The sequence below is a fragment of the Thioalkalivibrio sp. AKL17 genome, from assembly GCF_000377885.1.
In the GTDB taxonomy this organism is placed as follows: domain Bacteria; phylum Pseudomonadota; class Gammaproteobacteria; order Ectothiorhodospirales; family Ectothiorhodospiraceae; genus Thioalkalivibrio; species Thioalkalivibrio halophilus.
Map to the genome: position 1 here is coordinate 39283 of NZ_KB898772.1, position 17054 is coordinate 56336.

Below are 17054 nucleotides of genomic sequence, written 5' to 3' on the forward strand. Positions count from 1 at the left end.
TGGCGGTCCTGACGCCATGGAGGAGGGTAACGAGATGATCAACCTGCTAATCACCCGTCGGCAACTGTTCCTGGCGGTCTTCGGGGCGCCGATTGCAACGGTGCTGCTGTTCGTCCTCGGCGTTTATTCGGGCGCCGCGATCGGTGCGCCGAACCACACCGGTGTCGAGGATCCGACGCCATCGGTGGCGGCTGACGCCAGGGACGAGGCCGATGTTCGCGCGTTCTCGCCCGCCGCTCTGGCCGCGCGCCTGGAACATGATGCCGGGCCCGCCGAGCCGGTAACCCCGATGAACGTCGAGAAATCGGCGGAGGCGCATGATGAAGCCGATGCCAGCGAGCGATACTCGATCCAGGCGGGCGTGTTCTCCGAACGGGCGAATGCAAGGCAGCTGAGCAGGGAACTGGGGACGCGCGGCTATGACAGCCAGCTGGAGGTCGTGGACGTACCGGAACACGACAGCGAGCACTTCCGGGTCCGGATCGGCTCCTTCGACAGCCGCGCAGCCGCGGAGGAAGCCATGGAGGCCTACCGGGACGACCAACAGGCGGATGCCTTCCTCGTGTCCCGGGCGCCGGACCGCTCCTAATTCGTCGGCAGGCACTCGGGCAGGGAGGCCTCCAGCGAGCGCGGCGTGATGCCGAGGTCGGCGAAGGTCGCGCAGGTGCCGCTGGTGATCGTGTCCTGCTGCATGAGGTAGACCTGGTCCCGGGTCAGGGGCGCGCGGGGCAGCCACGAGGTCAGCCCGGCGGCGAGGTGCCAGAGGAAAAACGGCACCGGCACGAGCACCCGGGGCTGCCCCAGGTGCTCCAGTACCCGGTTCACGATCTGGCGGTACTCCAGGATGTCCGGGCCGCCGAGCTCGAACACCCGGTGTCCGGCCGGCGGCTCGTTGAACAGGGTGGCCACGGCCTGCGCGACATCGGCCACGTGCACCGGTTGCAGGCGGGTGTCGCCGCGGCCGAACAGCGGCACCATCGGCAGCCGCGCGAGGGCTGCGAGGTTGCGCAGGAACGCATCGCCCGGGCCGAACAGCACGCTGGGCCGGACCATCAGGGCGTCGCGGAATTCGGTGGTCACCGCGGCCTCGCCTTCGCCCCGCGCACGGATGTAGGCGGAACGCGAACCAGCGTCGGCGCCGATGCCGGAGATGTGCACCAGGTGCTCCACACCGGCCTCGCTCGCCACCCGGGCGAGCCGGGCGGCGCCCTCCACGTGGATGGTGGTGAAGCGCAGGTCGCGCTGCTCCACGTACAGGCTGACGGCGTTCACTACACCTTTCGAACCCGCCACGGCCCTGGCCACGTCGTCATCGTTGCGGATGTCGGCGCTGCAGTGTTCCACCCGCTCGTGCCGTTGCAGGTCGGCCGGTAGCGCCGGGCGGCGAGACGCGATGCGCACGGCGTGTCCGGCATCGAGCAGCTGGTACACGATCGTGCGGCCGAGAAAGCCGGTGCCGCCGAATACCGTGACCTGAACCTCGTCCACGGGGAGTCTCCTTCACCGTCCGTGAGCCTCGTGAGCCTGAAAGGCTCGCCGCCGGCTACAGGCCGATCAGCTGGGCGTGCACGCCGCTGGCGGTGACCGTGTCGAGCAGGCGATGGCTGTTGATCCGCTCCGGGTCGTATTCGACCACGACGAGGTGTGGCTTCTCCTCGTGGCTGGATGCCGCCATCACGCCGCTCATCTCGCGCAGCTCGTCCTGGATACGTTCGCGGGCCTCGGCGTTGATGGTCTCGTCGATGTGAATGGTTACATCGACCATGTTGTTGCTCATGATGGCCTCCCGGGTTCAACCCTGCGCATCTCTTTCCCTGAAGGATAGACGTTCGCCCCGGATGCTGTGGTCCGGCCTCGCGGCCGTGGGCTTCGGGGGTCAGGCATCCGCCTCCGCGCGGTGGCGGCGGTACAGGCGCAGGGCCGTCAGGCCGACCAGTGCCGAGGCCAGCCCGCCGATCACGAACACATGCGCGGGGGTGGCGCCGGCCGGGCCGGTGAGCACCCAGAACAATACCGGCGCGACCAGCATGGCGGAGAATGACAGGAAATTGCTGGCGGCGATGAAACGTCCGCGCCGCTCCGCCGGGCTGTGGCCCTGCAGGTAGGCGGTGATCGGCACGATGAAGAACCCGGAGGCAACGCCGAGCAGGGCCATCAGCACCAGGGTGGCCGGGTAACTGTCGGTCGTGAAATACAGCAACGCGCTGATCAGGGCGGCCGCGATCATGCCGGCCGGGGCATGGTGCATGGCGATGCCGCCGCGCGACAGATAGCCCGCGAGGATGCTGCCGGTGCCGATGCCCAGGGCCAGGGTCGTCAGGATGATCCCGGTGGCCAGCTCGCCCAGGCCCAGGTGCAGCTCGGCGAACAGCGGGACGTTGAGCTGGTACAGCGTGCCCAGGGCCCAGAACCACGCGATGCCGAGGACCACCAGGAACAGCACCCGCTGCGGCCGGATCTCGGCGATCGACTGCACGACGGTGGCGAACGGGTTCAGCCGGAACGGTGCCGGGTTTTTGAGCGCACGGGTGGGGGTGACGAAGAAGCTGGTGACCAGGCCCGTGAGTGACAGCGCCACGATCACGACCGCCGGGATCCACAGCGCCTCGCCGGCGAACTCCATCACGAAGCCGGCCAGCGCGGTACCGAGGATGATCGCCAGGAAGGTCCACAGCTGGATGTGCCCGTTCGCGCGCGACAGCTGCGCGTAGCGCACGATCTCCGGGAGGATGCCGAACTTCACCGGGCTGAAGAAGGTGCTCTGCAGGCCCATCAGGAACACCGTCACCAGCAGTCCGGGGAAGTAGTCGATGATCAGCATGAGCGCGGCGGTCAGCAGCACCACGGCCTCGGCCGAGCGGGTGGCGACGATCACCGCCTTCTTGCTGTAGCGGTCGGCGATGTAGCCGGCCCATGGCGAGAACAGCACGAACGGCAGCAGGAACACGAACCCGACCAGGCTGTAGTAGAACGTGCCTTCGCCCTCGGCGACGAACTCGCGCAGGGCGATGAAGATGACGACCAGGCGGAAGAAGTTGTCGTTGAGGGCATTGATGAAGACCGTCGCCATGTGGGCGACGAAGCCCGGCCTGCGGACGTCGGAGGTGTCGGCCATGGGTGCATCCCGGAGGTATCGCGCACGAGTACCGGTCAGGTTGCGGTCTCCGGCGGCCTGCCGGCAAGCTCGAATTACCTCTCCATCATACCCGAGGAATCGTCATGAGCCGTTTCGAAGAACGCATCACCCTTCTGGAACAGACCCTGCCGCACGTGGAGCCGGCGGAGCTGGCGCGCTGGCGGGAGGCCGGCGAACCGCTGCTGCTGGTGGACGTGCGCCAGCCGGAAGAGGCGCAGGGAGCGTCCATTGAGGGGGCCGTGAACATCCCCCGGCCCAAGCTGGAGGCCAGCATCGAGTCCCATCTGGAGGATCCGGCGCAGCCCGTGGTGGTGTTCTGTGGCGGGCGCGGGCGCTCTCATCTGGTAGCCGAGAGCCTGCGCGCGATGGACATCGACGCCCGCGTGCTGCGCGGCGGATCGGCAGCCTGGCAGGAATATTGCGGCGGGTCGGGTTCCAATCCGAACCCGGGGTAGTCCTCCGTATGAGCAATGTGGTGACAGAAACGACATGAAAACCGGGGCGAGGACTGCCCATAAAGGCAGCCCTCCCGGTCCCCGGACCGGACGTCCTAGAAGTCGTACCGGACCCCGGCGTGGAGGAAGCGGCCGGGATCCGCTGCCAGCGAACTTTCATTGTCGGCATCGAACAGGTTGTCGATCCCGCCGCGCAGGGTCACGTCTTCCCAGGCCGCCGGCGCGTACTCCACGTTCAGACTGGTCAGGGTGAACGAGCGATCCCATTCGTCCCCGGCCACGCGTACCTCATCCACGTAGCGGCTGCGCAGCTGCAGGCGCAGTTCTTTCCTGGGCGTCCACAGCGCGCTCGCCACCATGGTGAGTTCCGGCGTGTCGGTCAGGGTCTCGCCGCTGTCCCGATCGATCGCATCCATCCAGGTGCCCCCCAGGCGCAGCTCCACCTGCGAGTTGAAGTCCGCGCCCAGGCGGGTCTCCACGCCGCGGGCGCGGGCGTTGCTCACGTTGCGGAACGTGCGGTAGTCGCCATCGCCCTGAGTCTGCGCGATCCGGTCATCGAACTCGGTATAGAACAGGCCCACGTCGTAATGCCCCGTGGTGGTGTCGCTCAGGCGCAGGTCGCCGGCGATGCCGAGCTCGGCATTGCGGCTGGTCTCGGGGTCGAGTTCATGGCGCGTCTTGCCGACAGCCGGATCGACGACATGGGCGCCCAGCACCCGCTGTCCGCGCGGGTTCAGGGTGTCCACGTGGAACGAACGCAGTTCCGGCAGCTTGAACCCCTCGGCATACTGCACGCGCAGCCGGGCCTCGGGGGCCAGGCGATAGACCGCACCGGCCTGCAGCGAGGTGTTGTCGACCTCGGTGGAGGTCTCGTCGTGGCGGGCACCGTAGACCAGATCCAGGCGGTCGCTGATCGCCCATTCGTGCTGCAGGAACACCCCGCCGACCCACTGGTCGTCTTCCGGCTGGTGCGCCGGTTCGCGGTCGCGGTAGGTCTGATGCTTGTGTTCGAAGCCGGTCAGTACCGTGTGGCGGGCGTCGGGCCGCCAGGTGGCGGCGAAGTCGTGGACGCGGTCGGTGAAGGTGACCTCGCGCGGACCGAATTCGCTGTCCCCGGTGGCATCAAAGCCGAAGTCCGCGGCCTCGAGGAAGGTGTTGGAGCGGTCCATCTCGAACTTGCTTTCGTAGACCTGGTAATTCAGCTCCAGGGTGTCGGTCACGAACCATTCGGCGGCCACGGCCAGATCGCGCCGGTCGCTGTCCTCGCTGCGCTGTGCCGGGAACTGCAGGGCGCGCACCGGATCGCCATTGTTGTTCGTGTAGCCGGTGGCCACCGGCGGGCGCTCGTGCAGGAAGCGCCGCTCGCGCTCTTCGCGCAGCAGGCCGGCCTCCAGCTCCACGTTGAAGTCGTCGGTGAACCAGTGGCTGACGCCGGCGCGCAGGTTGTAGACCCGCGCGCTCTCGCGGCGGTCCTCGTCGAAGGCATAGCGGTCCTGGATCGCGTGGTCATCCTCCAGCGCGCCGGACTCCGACGGCCGCACCCGGTCGCCCTGCTCGGGGATGCGCACGTCGGCCGTGGCGTCTTCGGAATAGGCCTCGCGGTCCAGCACATCCGCCAGCAGCCGGAACCGGGTGTCGCGGGTGCCGCCGCCCAGAAACAGCGAACCGTTGATGCGCTCCCCGCCATCGGCGCTGGCGGGCATGCCGCTCTGCAGCTCCACGCTGCCTTCGAAGCCCGCATCCGGCTGGCGGGTGATCACGTTGATCACGCCGGCCACCGCATCCGAGCCGTACACCACGCTGCCGGGGCCCTTCACGATCTCGATGCGCTCCACGTGGCTGACCGGGATGCGGTTGAGCTCGAACCCCCGGCCGGACGTGCCGCTGACCCGACGGCCATCCAGCATGTAGATGATGTCCGCGCGGCCGCCGCCGCGGATCGAGAAGCGGTTGCCGTCGGCACCGGTAAACAGGCTGGATCCGGCCTGCAGGGCCTCGTCCAGCATGGTCGCCCCGCTGCGACGGATGTCCTTGCCGGTGATCACTTCGGTGGAGGCGGGCGTGTTCTCCACCAGACGCTCGGTGCGGGTGGCCGCCGTTACGGTGACCTGTGGCAGTACCCGTGCGGAATCGTCGGGGTCTTCTTCGCCGGTTGCCGGCGGTGCCGCCAGCAACAAGGGCACGGCCGCGGCACCGCCCAGCAGGGCCGCGGGAAATCTCTTCTTCGGGAACATTGCGAACTCTCTTTGCGCACCGCCCGTGCGCCGTGGTCGTGGGTGTCGACCGCGGGGGGCGGGCGTGCGCCATCGTCGGCGCGTCGTGAACCGATGCGCAGCGATGCCGATCCGCCCGGTGATACCGCTCCCCGCGGTTCTCCGTTGTCCTCCGGGCCGGTCTCCGGGCTCGCGGGCTGGAGCCGTTGGCTCCGGGGCAGACCACCTTCCCGCGAAGCACGCCCTGAACGGACGCGTTCTTCGCAGTGGTTCGCATGGGTCTGCCGTGACCCGCCTACCGTTGCGGGGGCAGCGCCGGACTTGTGCGCAGGTCGAGGCCGGGCACGCACCGGACTTCCCGTTTCACTCGTCGTCGGGATGGCGACGAAGCACCCGGGGGAGGCGAAATATTAGTGAGAACTAATGTGTTGTGTCAAACCAACAGTGTCCGGGTGACCCACGGTCGCGGCCGCGGCCAGTGCCTGGCATGTGGTTTGCATTGGGATCCGTTCGGATGGATTAAAAAAGGGCCGCCGGGTCGGTGCGGGGGGCACCGAGAGCCGACGGCAAAATCCAGAAGAGATGGAGGAGAGAAGGGGCCAGGGGGCCCCTGCATGGCGAACCGACGCTGAGCTGCCGTCGACTCGACAATGGGAATTATACACGGCCGCAAATTGGAATCAATCCATATTCGAAAATTTTTGGAGATGGTTTTTCCCTTCTGACAGTGACTTGCGAGCGTTCGGGTGTCACGGGTGGCATTTTCGGGTATTAGCAGCTGCCAATATTCGCAGTTCAGAGCGTTACCGGATCGGCGGCATCGGCATGTGGCCGCGTCATGGTGGGAAATACGAGTTGGCAGGGAGATTGCTTCTTCCGGGCAGGATCATCAGCAAGAGGCCGACAGACCATGACGATGCACCCGAGAATGATCGATTGCGGCGGTCACCTGGACGCCGAAGCCCGCAAGCAGCACGAGCGTGAGCAGGTGGTCTTTCAGCGCCTGCTGGAGTCCCACGACGCAATCCGGAGGGAGCTGGAGTTCATCGAGGGGGGTACCCGGACGGTGACGACGGCAACGGACCCTGAACTGGCCGCGTTACTGCGCGTTCACGTCCCGGAGCTGCATCGGCGGCTGCGCGAGAGCGCCCACCTGCGCGATCGTGATCCGCTGTATCGCACCCTTTTTGCACAGCGCGGCCGCATCGAAGTGCACGTGGAGGAGCGGCCGGATGGCGTGGTCGTGGACGAAGTCAGCGAAGATCCGGATCTGGAGCAAAAGCTGCGGCAGCACGCCACGCTTGTGAACACCTTTCTGCTGGCGGCCCGGGAGGTGGCCAGCCAGTATCCGCCGATGGCGGATGAACCGGTTTCCGAACGGATCGGTCAGGTGGCCTGAACGGAGACGGAATCGCGGGGCCATCGCCCGGGCAGGGTGGTGTCCCGCCGCAGTTGAGCCTCTCGGGTTGCCCTTGTCCTTCGGTTTCTTCGTTTGCGAAAAGCCCGAAAACCATCTACATCGACAGGTGAACTACACCAACCCCGGAGGTTGAAGATGACCCGTTCAATTGGAGCTGCACTTGCAACGGGGGCCCTGATGGCGCTGGCCGCCGCACCCCTTCACGCCGATTCGGCCACGTTCAACACACCCAGCCTGACACCCGAAATCGCGACCAAGGCCGTCGAGGCCGCGGTGGATGCCTGTCGTGATCGCAACGCACAGGTGACCGCGGCGGTGGTCGACCGCTTCGGGACGACCCAGGCTCTCAAGCGGGATCGGTTCGCCGGTCCGCACACCGTTGGCACTGCACAGAGCAAGGCCTGGACGGCGGTCAGCTTCCGTACCGATACGCTGGGGCTGCGCGATGATGCCTTCCCGGGCGAGGTCAGCTACGGCATCCAGCACCTGCCCAACGTCACCATCCTCGGCGGCGGCGCTCAGGTCACCTCCGACGGGCGCATCGTCGCGGGCATCGGGGTGTCGGGCAGTCCCAGCGGCGAGGTCGACCACCAGTGCGCCATGGATGCGATCGACGCCATCCAGGACGATCTGCTCTGACGGTGCATCACCCGGCCCTGCCCGTACCGGGGAGGGCCGGCTTCAGCGGCGCTTCTTGCGCCCGCGCCGGCGGCGGCCGACCTTGACCCGCTCCGCCGCCGCCTGCAGATGCGCACGGGCCTCTTCCGGCACCCGGCGCGAACAGCGCACGCGAACGCCGTCGCGGCCACGCACCGCGGTGATCCTGCCGCCCTGCAGCCCGTGGCGGCTGACCACCTCGCGCACCGCGTGCAGGAAATTGCGCGGCGGATCCCCGCGGGTGGTGTGTACGCTGCCGTCTTCTCCGATCACCACGCTGAACAGGATGCTCACCTGCCATACCAGCAGAACGGCGGCGATGATCAGAAAGCCGATCATCAGCAGAAAGGCGATGAACATCATCAGCGCAGCACGAAGACCGAAACCGGGAGGCGCCGGGCGAGCTCACCCGCATTCGAACTGATCAGATGCAACCGGTCGGCCACGCCCGGGATGTGCGAGGCCATCACCACCAGATTGGCATCCAGTTCCTTCTGCGCCTGAGCCAGCTTGTCGTCCAGCTCCACCGCCACGTCGTTGCTGTGCATCAGCTTCGAATCGGTGCGAATGCCGTATTTCTCGCCCTGTTCGCGGGCGAAGTCCGCCAGATGCCTTTCCATTTCCTCCGGGGTCCGGGCGGCTCGGTTGGCCAGGCTCCCCGAAACCGTCACGTAGTACACCGTGGCGTCGTACTCCCGTGCCATTCTGGCCGCGATTTCGAGGCTGTTCTGCAGCTTGTCGGTGTGTTCGAGATCCACCGGGATCATGATTCGTTCAAACATGGTTGTTTCCTTAACGGTTCGGTCGGCCCGCCCGACCTTCCAGCCGTATAGCAGATTCCGGCGGGGCGGGGCAGTCGGCTGACGGCCACGGTGATATGGTTTCACAGTTTTCGTCCCGGAGGATATGCGTTGGCAGCGGAAACAGGGGGTGGGGAAGACCCGTACAAGGTCCGGCTGACCCCGGCGTTCTCCGTGCTGGTGGGAGGGCACCGCGGGCGGCGCCTGGAGCGCAACTGGCTGTCGCACGGAGATGCCGAAGCCCGGCGGGCCAGTCTGCAGGCCACCCTGGAGCGGGTGCTGCGGCGGCTGTACGGCGCGGCCGCGGAACGTTTCGCCAGTACCGATGCGGTGTATGCGGACGTGTCGCCGGTGATGCGGCTGATCACCGGGCGTGCCACCGGAACCAACGAGCTGGCGCGATCCGCGGCCGCGCGCCTGGACGTGGACCTGCATTTGATGTCCACCAGCCCCGAGACGGCCGGCGAGCCGGGAGCGCATGCCCGCCGTGGCGTGGTGCTGGGGGCCGAGCCCGTTCATGGTGCGGAGGGCCCGCCCGAGTCGGTGCACCGCCTGCGGGATGATCTGGCGCTGACGTTTTCGGACATGCTGGTGGCCGTGTGGGACGGGCAGGAACCCCACGAGGTCACCAGCGGCGCGGGGCAGATGATCCGCGACGCGGTGATGCGCCGACAGGGGGTCCTGCTGCTGTATCTGGACCCGGAGCAGGACACGCCACAGCTGATGATGCTGACGGCGGCCCGGGTGACCGACGCGGCGCTGACCCGCCTGGACGTGATGGAAGTGACCCCGGCGGCGCTGCTGTCGCTGTTCGACCCGGTGGAACTCGACTCCCGCCGGATCGACGAGTGGCTGGAACGCATCCTGTGTCCGTTCGCCCCGGCCCTCGACGAGAACACCACCGAGAACCGCCTGATCCGGCGGATCGATGACCAGGTGGGGGTGGGGCACTACGTCGTCTGGTGGGGGCTGTGGCTGCTGGGTCTGGCGGGCGTGACCCGACGTCGCCGGCGCCCGCCCGGGTTATGGAACTGGGTGACCGGCAGCTGGATGTGGCTGCACGCGATGCTGGAGCCCCCGGCGCGCAGCCAGCCCTCGCGCGTGGTGGAACTGCTGCAGACCGATGCCCGCGACGAAGTGCGGCGCCACTGGCTGGTGAACCGTCTGCATGCGGCATCCTCCGCGCTGGCCATGCTCGACCTCCCCGGGGCACTGCGGGCCCTGCGCCCGCGGCCGTCCCGGGGCAATCGCTACAACGCCGTGCGTCCGAGCCCCGAGCGCGAGGCCGAGCACCCCATCCGCGAACCGGCGTTCGAACACTTCTTCAATTGGTCCGACGAGCAGGCGAGCATTTTTGCCACGCGCCACCAGGACGACACCTGGATGATCTACTACGCGGCGGCGATGGCGGTGTTCGCCGCGGTGGCCGGGGCCCTGCAGGTGTGGCCGGCGGCGCCCGGCGAGGTGCCTTATTTCTGGATCGCGGTGGAGTTCGTGCTGCTGCATTTCATCGTGCGGCGCGTGCTGAAGGCCCGTTACCGCGATCATCACGGACACTGGATCCGCTTTCGCTTCCTCGCCGAGCAGCTGCGTTATCTGCGTCTGGGGTATCCGTTACTGGTGCTCCCGAAGACGTTTTCCGCACCGTACTGGCGGCCGGAGAACCGCCGTCCCGAGGGCCGCCCCCTGGAACTGCATTCGGAGCTGGAGAGCGCCGAACTGTGGGTGCTGCAGCGCCTGCTGGTGGCCGAGGGCATGCCGCAGGACCGCCGTGGCCGCGTGCCCTACCGGATGAGCGAGCACAACGAGGCGGCGCTGGATTACATCCACGACGTGCTGGACGAGCACCGCGAGTATTACCGCCGCTCGGCCCACAACCTGGAGATAAACCACAAGTACCTGCACCGGCTTGCGTTCACGCTGTTCTTCGCGACCTTCCTGGTGGTCACGCTGCACTTCTTTTTCCACTTTCCGTGGAGTCTGTTCTTTACCGCGTTCTTCCCCGCCTGGGGCGCGGCCATCCACGGCATCCTCGCGCAGAACGAGGTCGTGCGCATGTCGGCGATGTCCGGCCAGGTGTGGCGCCAGCTTCGTACCCTCGAGGAGGCCTTCGCCCTGCACAAGCAGGTGCAGGAGGACTACGCCGTGGAGCAGACCCGCTGGATGCGCACCGAGGAACTGCGCGAGCTGGTGGGCGCGGCGACGCACATCCTGTCCGACGCCAACCGCTACTGGCGTTCCCTGCTGCGCCACAACCAGGCCGACCTGCCGGGCTGAATGCATGCCGGGCGCAGGGGAATAAGCCGGCCGGCGCGGGCGTCAATCATCCCGATATCAGTTCTTTGCAGCGCAAAAGGTAAACCATGCGATCACTCTTCCGGACCCTGACCCTCACTCTCCTGCTGGCCCTGGCGGCCGGTCCCGCAATGGCCGAGAAGGCCGACTTCCTGGTCAATGCCGACTGGCTGGAACAGCACATCGACGACCCGGACCTGGTGATCCTCGAAGTACGCTATCACCCGCATCGCTACTACACCGTGGGGCATATCCCCGGGGCGGTTCAGGTACAGCGGTTCAAGGATCTCGGCGACAACAGCCGCAATCCCATCATGCATTTCCCTTCGCGCGAGCAGTTCCAGGAAAGCCTGCGCAGCTGGGGCGTCAATGACGACTCCACCATCGTGCTGTACGACGATTCGGTGACCGCGCTCGCAACCCGTGTGTACTTCCTGCTGGACCTCTACGGTTACGATATGGACCGGGTGAAACTGCTGGACGGCGGTACCAACGAATGGACCGCGTTCAACACGCTCTCTACCGATGCGCCCGAGGTCGAGCCCGGCAACGTGACCCTGGAAGAAGCCAGGGACGACCTGGTGGTCGAGTGGACCGACATCTACGATGACGTGGTCGCGCGTCGCGACGATGACGTGGTGCTGCTGGACTCCCGTCCGAATTCCCACTACACCGGCGAGACCGTGGTGGGCGCGCCGCGTGGCGGGCACATCCCGGGTGCGATCAACATCGTCTCCCTGGATGGCGCCAACGGCCAGACGCACCTGTGGGACACCATGGACGAGCTGGAGGAGCTGTACGCCGATCTGCCGCGCGACAAGACGGTCTACGCGTACTGCCACGACGGTTTCCGCCAGACCATGGCCTACATGCAGCTCAAGGCCCTGGGGTTCGAGGACGTGCGCCTGTATGACGGTGGCTGGGCCCACTGGGGACGTGCCAAGTCCCTGCCCGTGGTCGAAGGCGACAAGCCGCTCGGCGGCGACTTCAGCCTCTGAGGCCTCCGCTTCGGGGGCAGCAGGTGGCGTCAAGGACGGTGTAGCCCCCGGCGCCACTGCTCCAGGATCTCCAGCACGGGCTCGATCGCCGGCGGGGTGTCCGTCAGTGGTGTGGGTACAAGCAGGCCGCGGTGCGAGCCTTCCACGACCAGTGGTTCCGGGTGCCCCTCCAGGGCCAGGGAGTCGACCGGGACCACGCCGTCGCCCAGGCCTTCGCCGGTCTGGTCCAGCCAGTCGGCGATGCGGCGGGGCAGCTCGGGGGCGTCCAGCTGTTCCCCCATCTGCTGCAGGCTGCGTTCCATTTCGGGCGTGGGTTCGGCCAGCACACCGCCGATGATGCGTACCGGAATGTCGTCGGGCCACGGGCGGGCGTTGAGCTCGGCCAGGAACCGGCTGTCCGGTCGCAGGTCGATCTTGGCCGCGCCGGTTCCGTCGCGCAGTCCGGCGAACAGCGAGAACCGCTCCTCGCGGATATCGGCGAACCATTCGCGCAGCTCCAGCCACATGCGCAGCCGGGCCCATTCCGAGCCGTGGTTGGGCGTGGCGATCAGGATCACGCCGTCCACCGGCGGCCCCTCGATGCGCGGCTCGCCGTCGGCCGGGTGCCGCCAGCGGGTGATGAAATCGCGGATCACCAGTCCACCCATGGAATGGCCGATCAGGATGACCGGATGATCGGCGTCCAGGTCTTCCCAGTGCTCCGCCAGCAGGTCGGTGCTGCGGTCAATGGCCTGGTCGTTGGGGTAACGGAATTCGACGGGATTGAAGCCGGCGGTGTCCATGGCGGTGGCCAGCTCGTCCCAGATGTTGCCGGGCTCGTCCAGTCCGTGCAGCAGGATGGCATCCGGAGCCGCGGAGTCCGGATAGCGCTGCGAGCGCGGGATGAAGCCGAGCAGTTCGTCGGGCAGTTCCATGGCCTCGGGGAACCACTGCTCCAGGCGGTCGTGGACCTCCACGCGCAGTTCCCGCTCCTGCTCGGGCTGAAATTCGCCCCAGAGCGCCCAGACCCCCAGAGCGAACAGGGGCAGGGCGATGAGGATCAGCAGGGTCAGCCGCAGACGACGCTTCATGGATGTCTCCTGCAAACCGGGGGCCCGGTTCTTTTCATGGTAGTGGTCACCTCATAACGTGCGGGCGTTTTCCGTGTCTATACTGGGATCCGCGTGCCGCCATGCCACGCCGAACGCCAGCCGGGGGTCGAATGCCGTGAACGATACAGAACGACAGCCCGTACTCCCCGCGACCTTCGCCGGGTCCTCGTCCGTGCCGGTGGGCGAGATCGCACAGCGCGATCTGGTGCGCTGTGCCCCGGATGAGAGTGTCGCGGAGGCGGCGCGGCGCATGCATCGGGCCCGCTGCAGCTCGGTCGTGGTCGTGGGCGAGGACGACCGCCCGCAGGGCATCTGGACCGAGCGCGACGCCCTGCGCCTGGCGCGGCGTCAGGAACGCCGGTTCGAGGAGGTGCGCAAGCGCGCGCCGGTGGGGCTTCTGATCCTCGACTCGGCGGGCATCATTCAGGATGCCAACCCCATGGTCGGCCGCCTGCTGGGACGCGATCCGCTGACTCTGATCGGCTGCCCGCTGGCCGATCATCTGCCGGAGCAGCCGGCGCTGTACCGCGCGCTGGACGAACTGCAGGCCGGCAACGACGAGGAGCTGCGCCTGGAGCTGCGGCTGGAACATCCGACGCGGAAAGATCGCGAACAATGGGTGGAGGTCGCGGCCTCGGTCTTCCGCGAGGCGGGGGATACGCCGCACATGGTCAGCATGGTCCTGGCCGACATCAGCGACCGCGCCGAGCGCCGCGCGCTGGAGGCCGAGCAGCGGCTGCTGGCCACCGCCTTCCACACCACCCATGCGCTGCTGATCTGCGACCCGGACCGGCGTATCGAGCGGGTCAACCCGGCCTTCACCGAGACCACCGGTTATGCCCCGGAGGAGGTCATCGGGGCGACTCCGGCGATCCTCTCGTCCGGGCGGCACGACGCGGAGTTCTACCGCGAGATGTGGACCCGCCTGCAGGCAGAGGGCCGCTGGCAGGGCGAGGTATGGCACCGGCGGCGCAACGGCGAGGTGTATCCGCAGTGGGAGTCCATCACCGCGGTGTACAACGACGCGGGCGAGCTGGAGCACTACGTGGCGGTGTTCCATGAGATCACCGAACAGAAACGCCTGGAGGCGGAGCTGGAGCGCTTCGCCACCCACGATCGCCTGACCGAGATCTACAATCGGGCCAAGCTGCACGCGCTGCTGGAGCAGGCTCATGCCGAGCGGGAGCGCTACGAAACGGCGTTCTCCCTGATCATGTTCGACGTCGACCATTTCAAATCGGTCAACGACACCTGGGGGCATCTGGCCGGGGACAGCGTGCTGCGCGAGCTGGCCGACCGGGTGCGCACGGTACTGCGTTCCACCGATCACTTCGCGCGCTGGGGCGGGGAAGAGTTCCTGGTGCTGGCGACGCATACCGACGCCGAGGGTGCCTGGACCCTGGCCGAACGCATCCGTCGGGTGGTCGAGGACAAGCCGTTCGAAACCGTGGGCGGGGTAACGGTCAGTCTCGGGGTGGCTGGTGCGGAGCGGGGAGAGAGCCTGCGGCGGCTCGAGGAGCGCGCCGATCAGGCGCTTTATCGCGCCAAGCGTGGCGGGCGCAATCGGGGGTGTACGGCCTGAGGGCCGGCCTCCTACCGTTCCCCCGCCCCGTAGGAGGCCAGCCCCCTGGCCGATCGGGGCCGACGACCCACCGGGGCAAATCGGCCGGAGGGCCGGCCTCCTACCGTTCCCCCGCCCCGTAGGAGGCCAGCCCCCTGGCCGATCGGGGCCGACGACCCACCGGGGCAAATCGGCCGGAGGGCCGGCCTCCTACCGTTCCCCCGCCCCGTAGGAGGCAAGCCCCCTGGCCGATCGGGGCCGACGACCCACCGGGGCAAATCGGCCGGAGGGCCGGCCTCCTACCGTTCCCCCGCCCCGTAGGAGGCCAGCCCCCTGGCCGATCGGGGCCGACGACCCACCGGGGCAAATCGGCCGGAGGGCCGGCCTCCTACCGGCCTTCGACGGTAGTCAGGCCGAGGGTGTTCCACATCTGCATGCCGCCGCGGTACCACTTGATCTTGTGGCCCGGGTACCCGAGGTTGGTCAGCGTGCGGATGTTGGTGGGCGACTGGCCGCACCACGGGCCGTTGCAGAACAGCACCAGAGTCTTGGCGTTGGAGAAGTCCAGCAGGTCCCAGTGATCCATCACGCTGAACTTGTCGAGCATGATGTCGCGTACGTCCGCGGGCTCGGCGTCGCCGTCGATGTCCAGTTTCTGCCAGGGGATGTTGATGGCCCCGGGGATGGTGCCGGCGGCGTAGTCGTCGGGACCGCGCGAATCGATGATCAGCAGGTCGTCGCGCTCGCCGAGCTGGCCGACATACTCGAGGAACTCCGCCTCGCCGAGGGTTTCCACGCCGCGGCCCAGATCCATGGGCTGGACGCAGAACGGCGGGCAGGGGCGTGAGGTCTTCGCGAACTCGTTGTCCAGCCGGTTCTCGGTGTCCTGGATGCGCTGGATGGTGACGGTCTCGTCACCGTGCGGGACCTCCAGCGATTGCAGGTCCGGGGTGATGCCGACTTCCAGCGCCGAAGCGGGCCCGGCGAGGCCCAGGGTGAACAGGCCGGCCAGGGCCAGTCCGGGGGCAAAACGTTTCTTCATCTTCTCCTCCACTGTGGTTGTGTTGGCAAGCCGGGATTGTGAGTCAAACGGTGCCGGCTTGCACCCTGTCGGTGGGGGGTTCCCTTCAGCACGGCTTGCACGGGCCGTTACCCTCCTCGAGGCCACGCTTCGTGGTCAGTGGATTTGGACAGAGGGTTCAGGTTTGGATCGACGGGTGGAACACAGCCGCAATGGCTCCGGACTGGCGGGCACCGCGCTCGGCCTGACCCTGGCGCTCGGCCTGGCCGCCGCAGGCGTGACGCCAGTGCTGGCCGAATCGCCCGACCGACCGACGCACGAGGTGCAGCGCGGCGACACCCTGTACAGCATCGTGCAGACCTTTGATCTGCCCCCCGGCGTGTCGGTTAACGAAGCCATGCTCGCCTTCCTCGAGGCCAACCCCGAGGCCTTCGCCGAACAGAACGTGAATACGCTGCGGGCCGGCACGGTACTGGAGCGGCCGCCGGAATCGGTGTTCGCCCGGCGTGACCGGGACAGTGCCCGCGCCGAGGTCCTGCGTCACATCGAGAACTGGGACCCCGGCGCCGTGCGTGTGGAGGACCGGTTCGAAGCGGTGGACGAGGGCGGCGAGGGCATGTCGCGTGCCGCGATCGAAGAACGTCTGGCCTCGCGCGATGCCGAGATCGATGAACTGCGCGAGGCGGTGGAGGAGCTGCGGTTCCTGCTGGAGTCGGAGCGTCTGGATGCGGGGACCGACGCCGCGGCCGAAGAGTTGCGCGAGCAGATGGAACAGGACCTGGACACCCTGCGCACCGAGCGCGATCAGCTGCGCGACCGCCTGGTCGAAGTCGAGGAACGGCTGGTCGAGGTGGAAAGCCGCCCGGGCCCGGACGAGGTGCCGTTGACCGAACAGCTGACCCGTCCGCCGGTGCTGGTGGCGCTGGGGTCCATGGCGCTGGGCCTGGGCCTGTTCCTGGTGGCCGGCATCATGCTGGGGCGCCGTCAGACCGGGGGCGGGGGCAAGCCCGCCTCCGCAGGCAAAAAGGGAAGCGCGCAGGCGAAGTCGGGCAAGGGCCGGTCGCCCCGCGGGGACGAAGCCGAACCGCAAATTCCGGCTGAAGAAGGCTCCGGCGCCGCGGCCGCCGGAGCCGCCACCGGCGCCGCGGCCGCCGGAGCCGCCACCGGCGCCGCCGCAGCTGCAGCGGGTGTGGCTGCGGGCGCCGAGCCCGAACCCGAACCCGAACCCGAACCCGAACCCGAACCCGAACCCGAACCCGAACCCGAACCTGAACCCGAACCCGAACCCGAACCCGAACCCGAACCCGAACCCGAACCTGAACCCGAACCCGAACCCGAACCCGAACCCGAACCCGAGCCCGAACCCGAACCCGAACCCGAACCCGAACCCGAACCCGAACCGGAGCC

Annotated in this window: 16 protein-coding genes and 1 riboswitch; of the genes, 8 read left to right on the forward strand and 8 right to left on the reverse strand. The window is 67.7% G+C overall.

Translation table 11 applies throughout. The features are described from left to right. The first annotated feature begins 34 nt into the window (after positions 1–34). Positions 35–589: an SPOR domain-containing protein gene (locus D577_RS0112830; RefSeq protein WP_026289070.1), complete on the forward strand. Its 555-nt coding sequence runs from the start codon at positions 35–37 to the stop codon at positions 587–589. Here D577_RS0112830 and D577_RS0112835 read toward each other — a convergent pair. From D577_RS0112835 to D577_RS0112845, 3 genes are all read right to left on the reverse strand, one after another. Then, a complete protein-coding gene (locus D577_RS0112835; RefSeq protein ID WP_018947872.1) occupies positions 586–1488 on the reverse strand; it encodes a complex I NDUFA9 subunit family protein in 903 nt (300 codons plus the stop codon). The two genes, D577_RS0112830 and D577_RS0112835, sit on opposite strands and share 4 nt — an antisense overlap. A 55-nt stretch (positions 1489–1543) precedes the next feature. Further along, the gene (locus D577_RS0112840) at positions 1544–1777 is read right to left on the reverse strand and encodes a hypothetical protein (protein ID WP_018947873.1); all 234 of its coding nucleotides are present in this window, start codon (positions 1775–1777) and stop codon (positions 1544–1546) included. A 99-nt stretch (positions 1778–1876) separates the two neighbouring features. Continuing rightward, a complete protein-coding gene (locus tag D577_RS0112845) occupies positions 1877–3115 on the reverse strand; it encodes an MFS transporter (RefSeq protein ID WP_018947874.1) in 1239 nt (412 codons plus the stop codon). A gap of 104 nt (positions 3116–3219) precedes the next feature. On the opposite strand from D577_RS0112845, the gene D577_RS0112850 reads away from it, so the two are divergent. Next, a complete protein-coding gene (locus D577_RS0112850; RefSeq protein WP_018947875.1) occupies positions 3220–3591 on the forward strand; it encodes a rhodanese-like domain-containing protein in 372 nt (123 codons plus the stop codon). A gap of 95 nt (positions 3592–3686) precedes the next feature. Here the strand turns inward: D577_RS0112850 and D577_RS0112855 are convergent, their stop codons facing one another. Beyond that, entirely contained in the window at positions 3687–5825 is a 2139-nt protein-coding gene (locus tag D577_RS0112855; RefSeq protein WP_018947876.1) for a TonB-dependent siderophore receptor, read from the reverse strand. Between the two features lie 136 nt (positions 5826–5961). After that, a riboswitch (cobalamin riboswitch) is annotated at positions 5962–6216 on the reverse strand. Positions 6217–6714: 498 nt separating this feature from the next. Here D577_RS0112855 and D577_RS0112860 point away from each other — a divergent pair. Both D577_RS0112860 and D577_RS0112865 read left to right on the forward strand, forming a co-directional pair. Beyond that, on the forward strand, positions 6715–7203 hold the full coding sequence (locus D577_RS0112860; RefSeq protein ID WP_051073653.1) for a hypothetical protein: 489 nt from the start codon (positions 6715–6717) through the stop codon (positions 7201–7203). A gap of 156 nt (positions 7204–7359) precedes the next feature. Continuing rightward, on the forward strand, positions 7360–7863 hold the full coding sequence (locus D577_RS0112865) for a heme-binding protein (RefSeq protein WP_051073654.1): 504 nt from the start codon (positions 7360–7362) through the stop codon (positions 7861–7863). Between the two features lie 42 nt (positions 7864–7905). Here the strand turns inward: D577_RS0112865 and D577_RS0112870 are convergent, their stop codons facing one another. Next, on the reverse strand, positions 7906–8244 hold the full coding sequence (locus tag D577_RS0112870) for a DUF3634 family protein (RefSeq protein ID WP_018947879.1): 339 nt from the start codon (positions 8242–8244) through the stop codon (positions 7906–7908). Next, positions 8244–8663: a universal stress protein gene (locus D577_RS0112875; protein ID WP_018871011.1), complete on the reverse strand. Its 420-nt coding sequence runs from the start codon at positions 8661–8663 to the stop codon at positions 8244–8246. Before D577_RS0112875 ends, D577_RS0112870 begins: the two co-directional genes overlap by 1 nt. Before the next feature lie 129 nt (positions 8664–8792). Between D577_RS0112875 and D577_RS0112880 the strand changes: the two genes are divergently transcribed. Next, a complete protein-coding gene (locus tag D577_RS0112880) occupies positions 8793–10958 on the forward strand; it encodes a hypothetical protein (RefSeq protein WP_018947880.1) in 2166 nt (721 codons plus the stop codon). 86 nt (positions 10959–11044) lie between these two features. Continuing rightward, positions 11045–11974, forward strand: a complete 930-nt coding sequence (locus D577_RS0112885) for a sulfurtransferase (RefSeq protein WP_018947881.1) — start codon at positions 11045–11047, stop codon at positions 11972–11974. Positions 11975–12003: 29 nt separating this feature from the next. Here D577_RS0112885 and D577_RS0112890 read toward each other — a convergent pair whose 3' ends face one another. Next, complete coding sequence (locus tag D577_RS0112890) at positions 12004–13044, reverse strand: triacylglycerol lipase (RefSeq protein ID WP_018947882.1); 1041 nt, start codon at positions 13042–13044, stop codon at positions 12004–12006. A 136-nt stretch (positions 13045–13180) separates the two neighbouring features. Here D577_RS0112890 and D577_RS0112895 point away from each other — a divergent pair, with 136 nt between their 5' ends. Then, on the forward strand, positions 13181–14647 hold the full coding sequence (locus D577_RS0112895; RefSeq protein ID WP_244263470.1) for a diguanylate cyclase: 1467 nt from the start codon (positions 13181–13183) through the stop codon (positions 14645–14647). Positions 14648–15014: 367 nt separating this feature from the next. Here D577_RS0112895 and D577_RS0112900 read toward each other — a convergent pair whose 3' ends face one another. Then, a complete protein-coding gene (locus D577_RS0112900; RefSeq protein WP_018947884.1) occupies positions 15015–15668 on the reverse strand; it encodes a rhodanese-like domain-containing protein in 654 nt (217 codons plus the stop codon). A 175-nt stretch (positions 15669–15843) separates the two neighbouring features. Between D577_RS0112900 and D577_RS0112905 the strand changes: the two genes are divergently transcribed. Next, a partial coding sequence (locus D577_RS0112905; protein ID WP_026289073.1) for a FimV/HubP family polar landmark protein occupies positions 15844–17054 on the forward strand: 1211 nt, incomplete at its 3' end.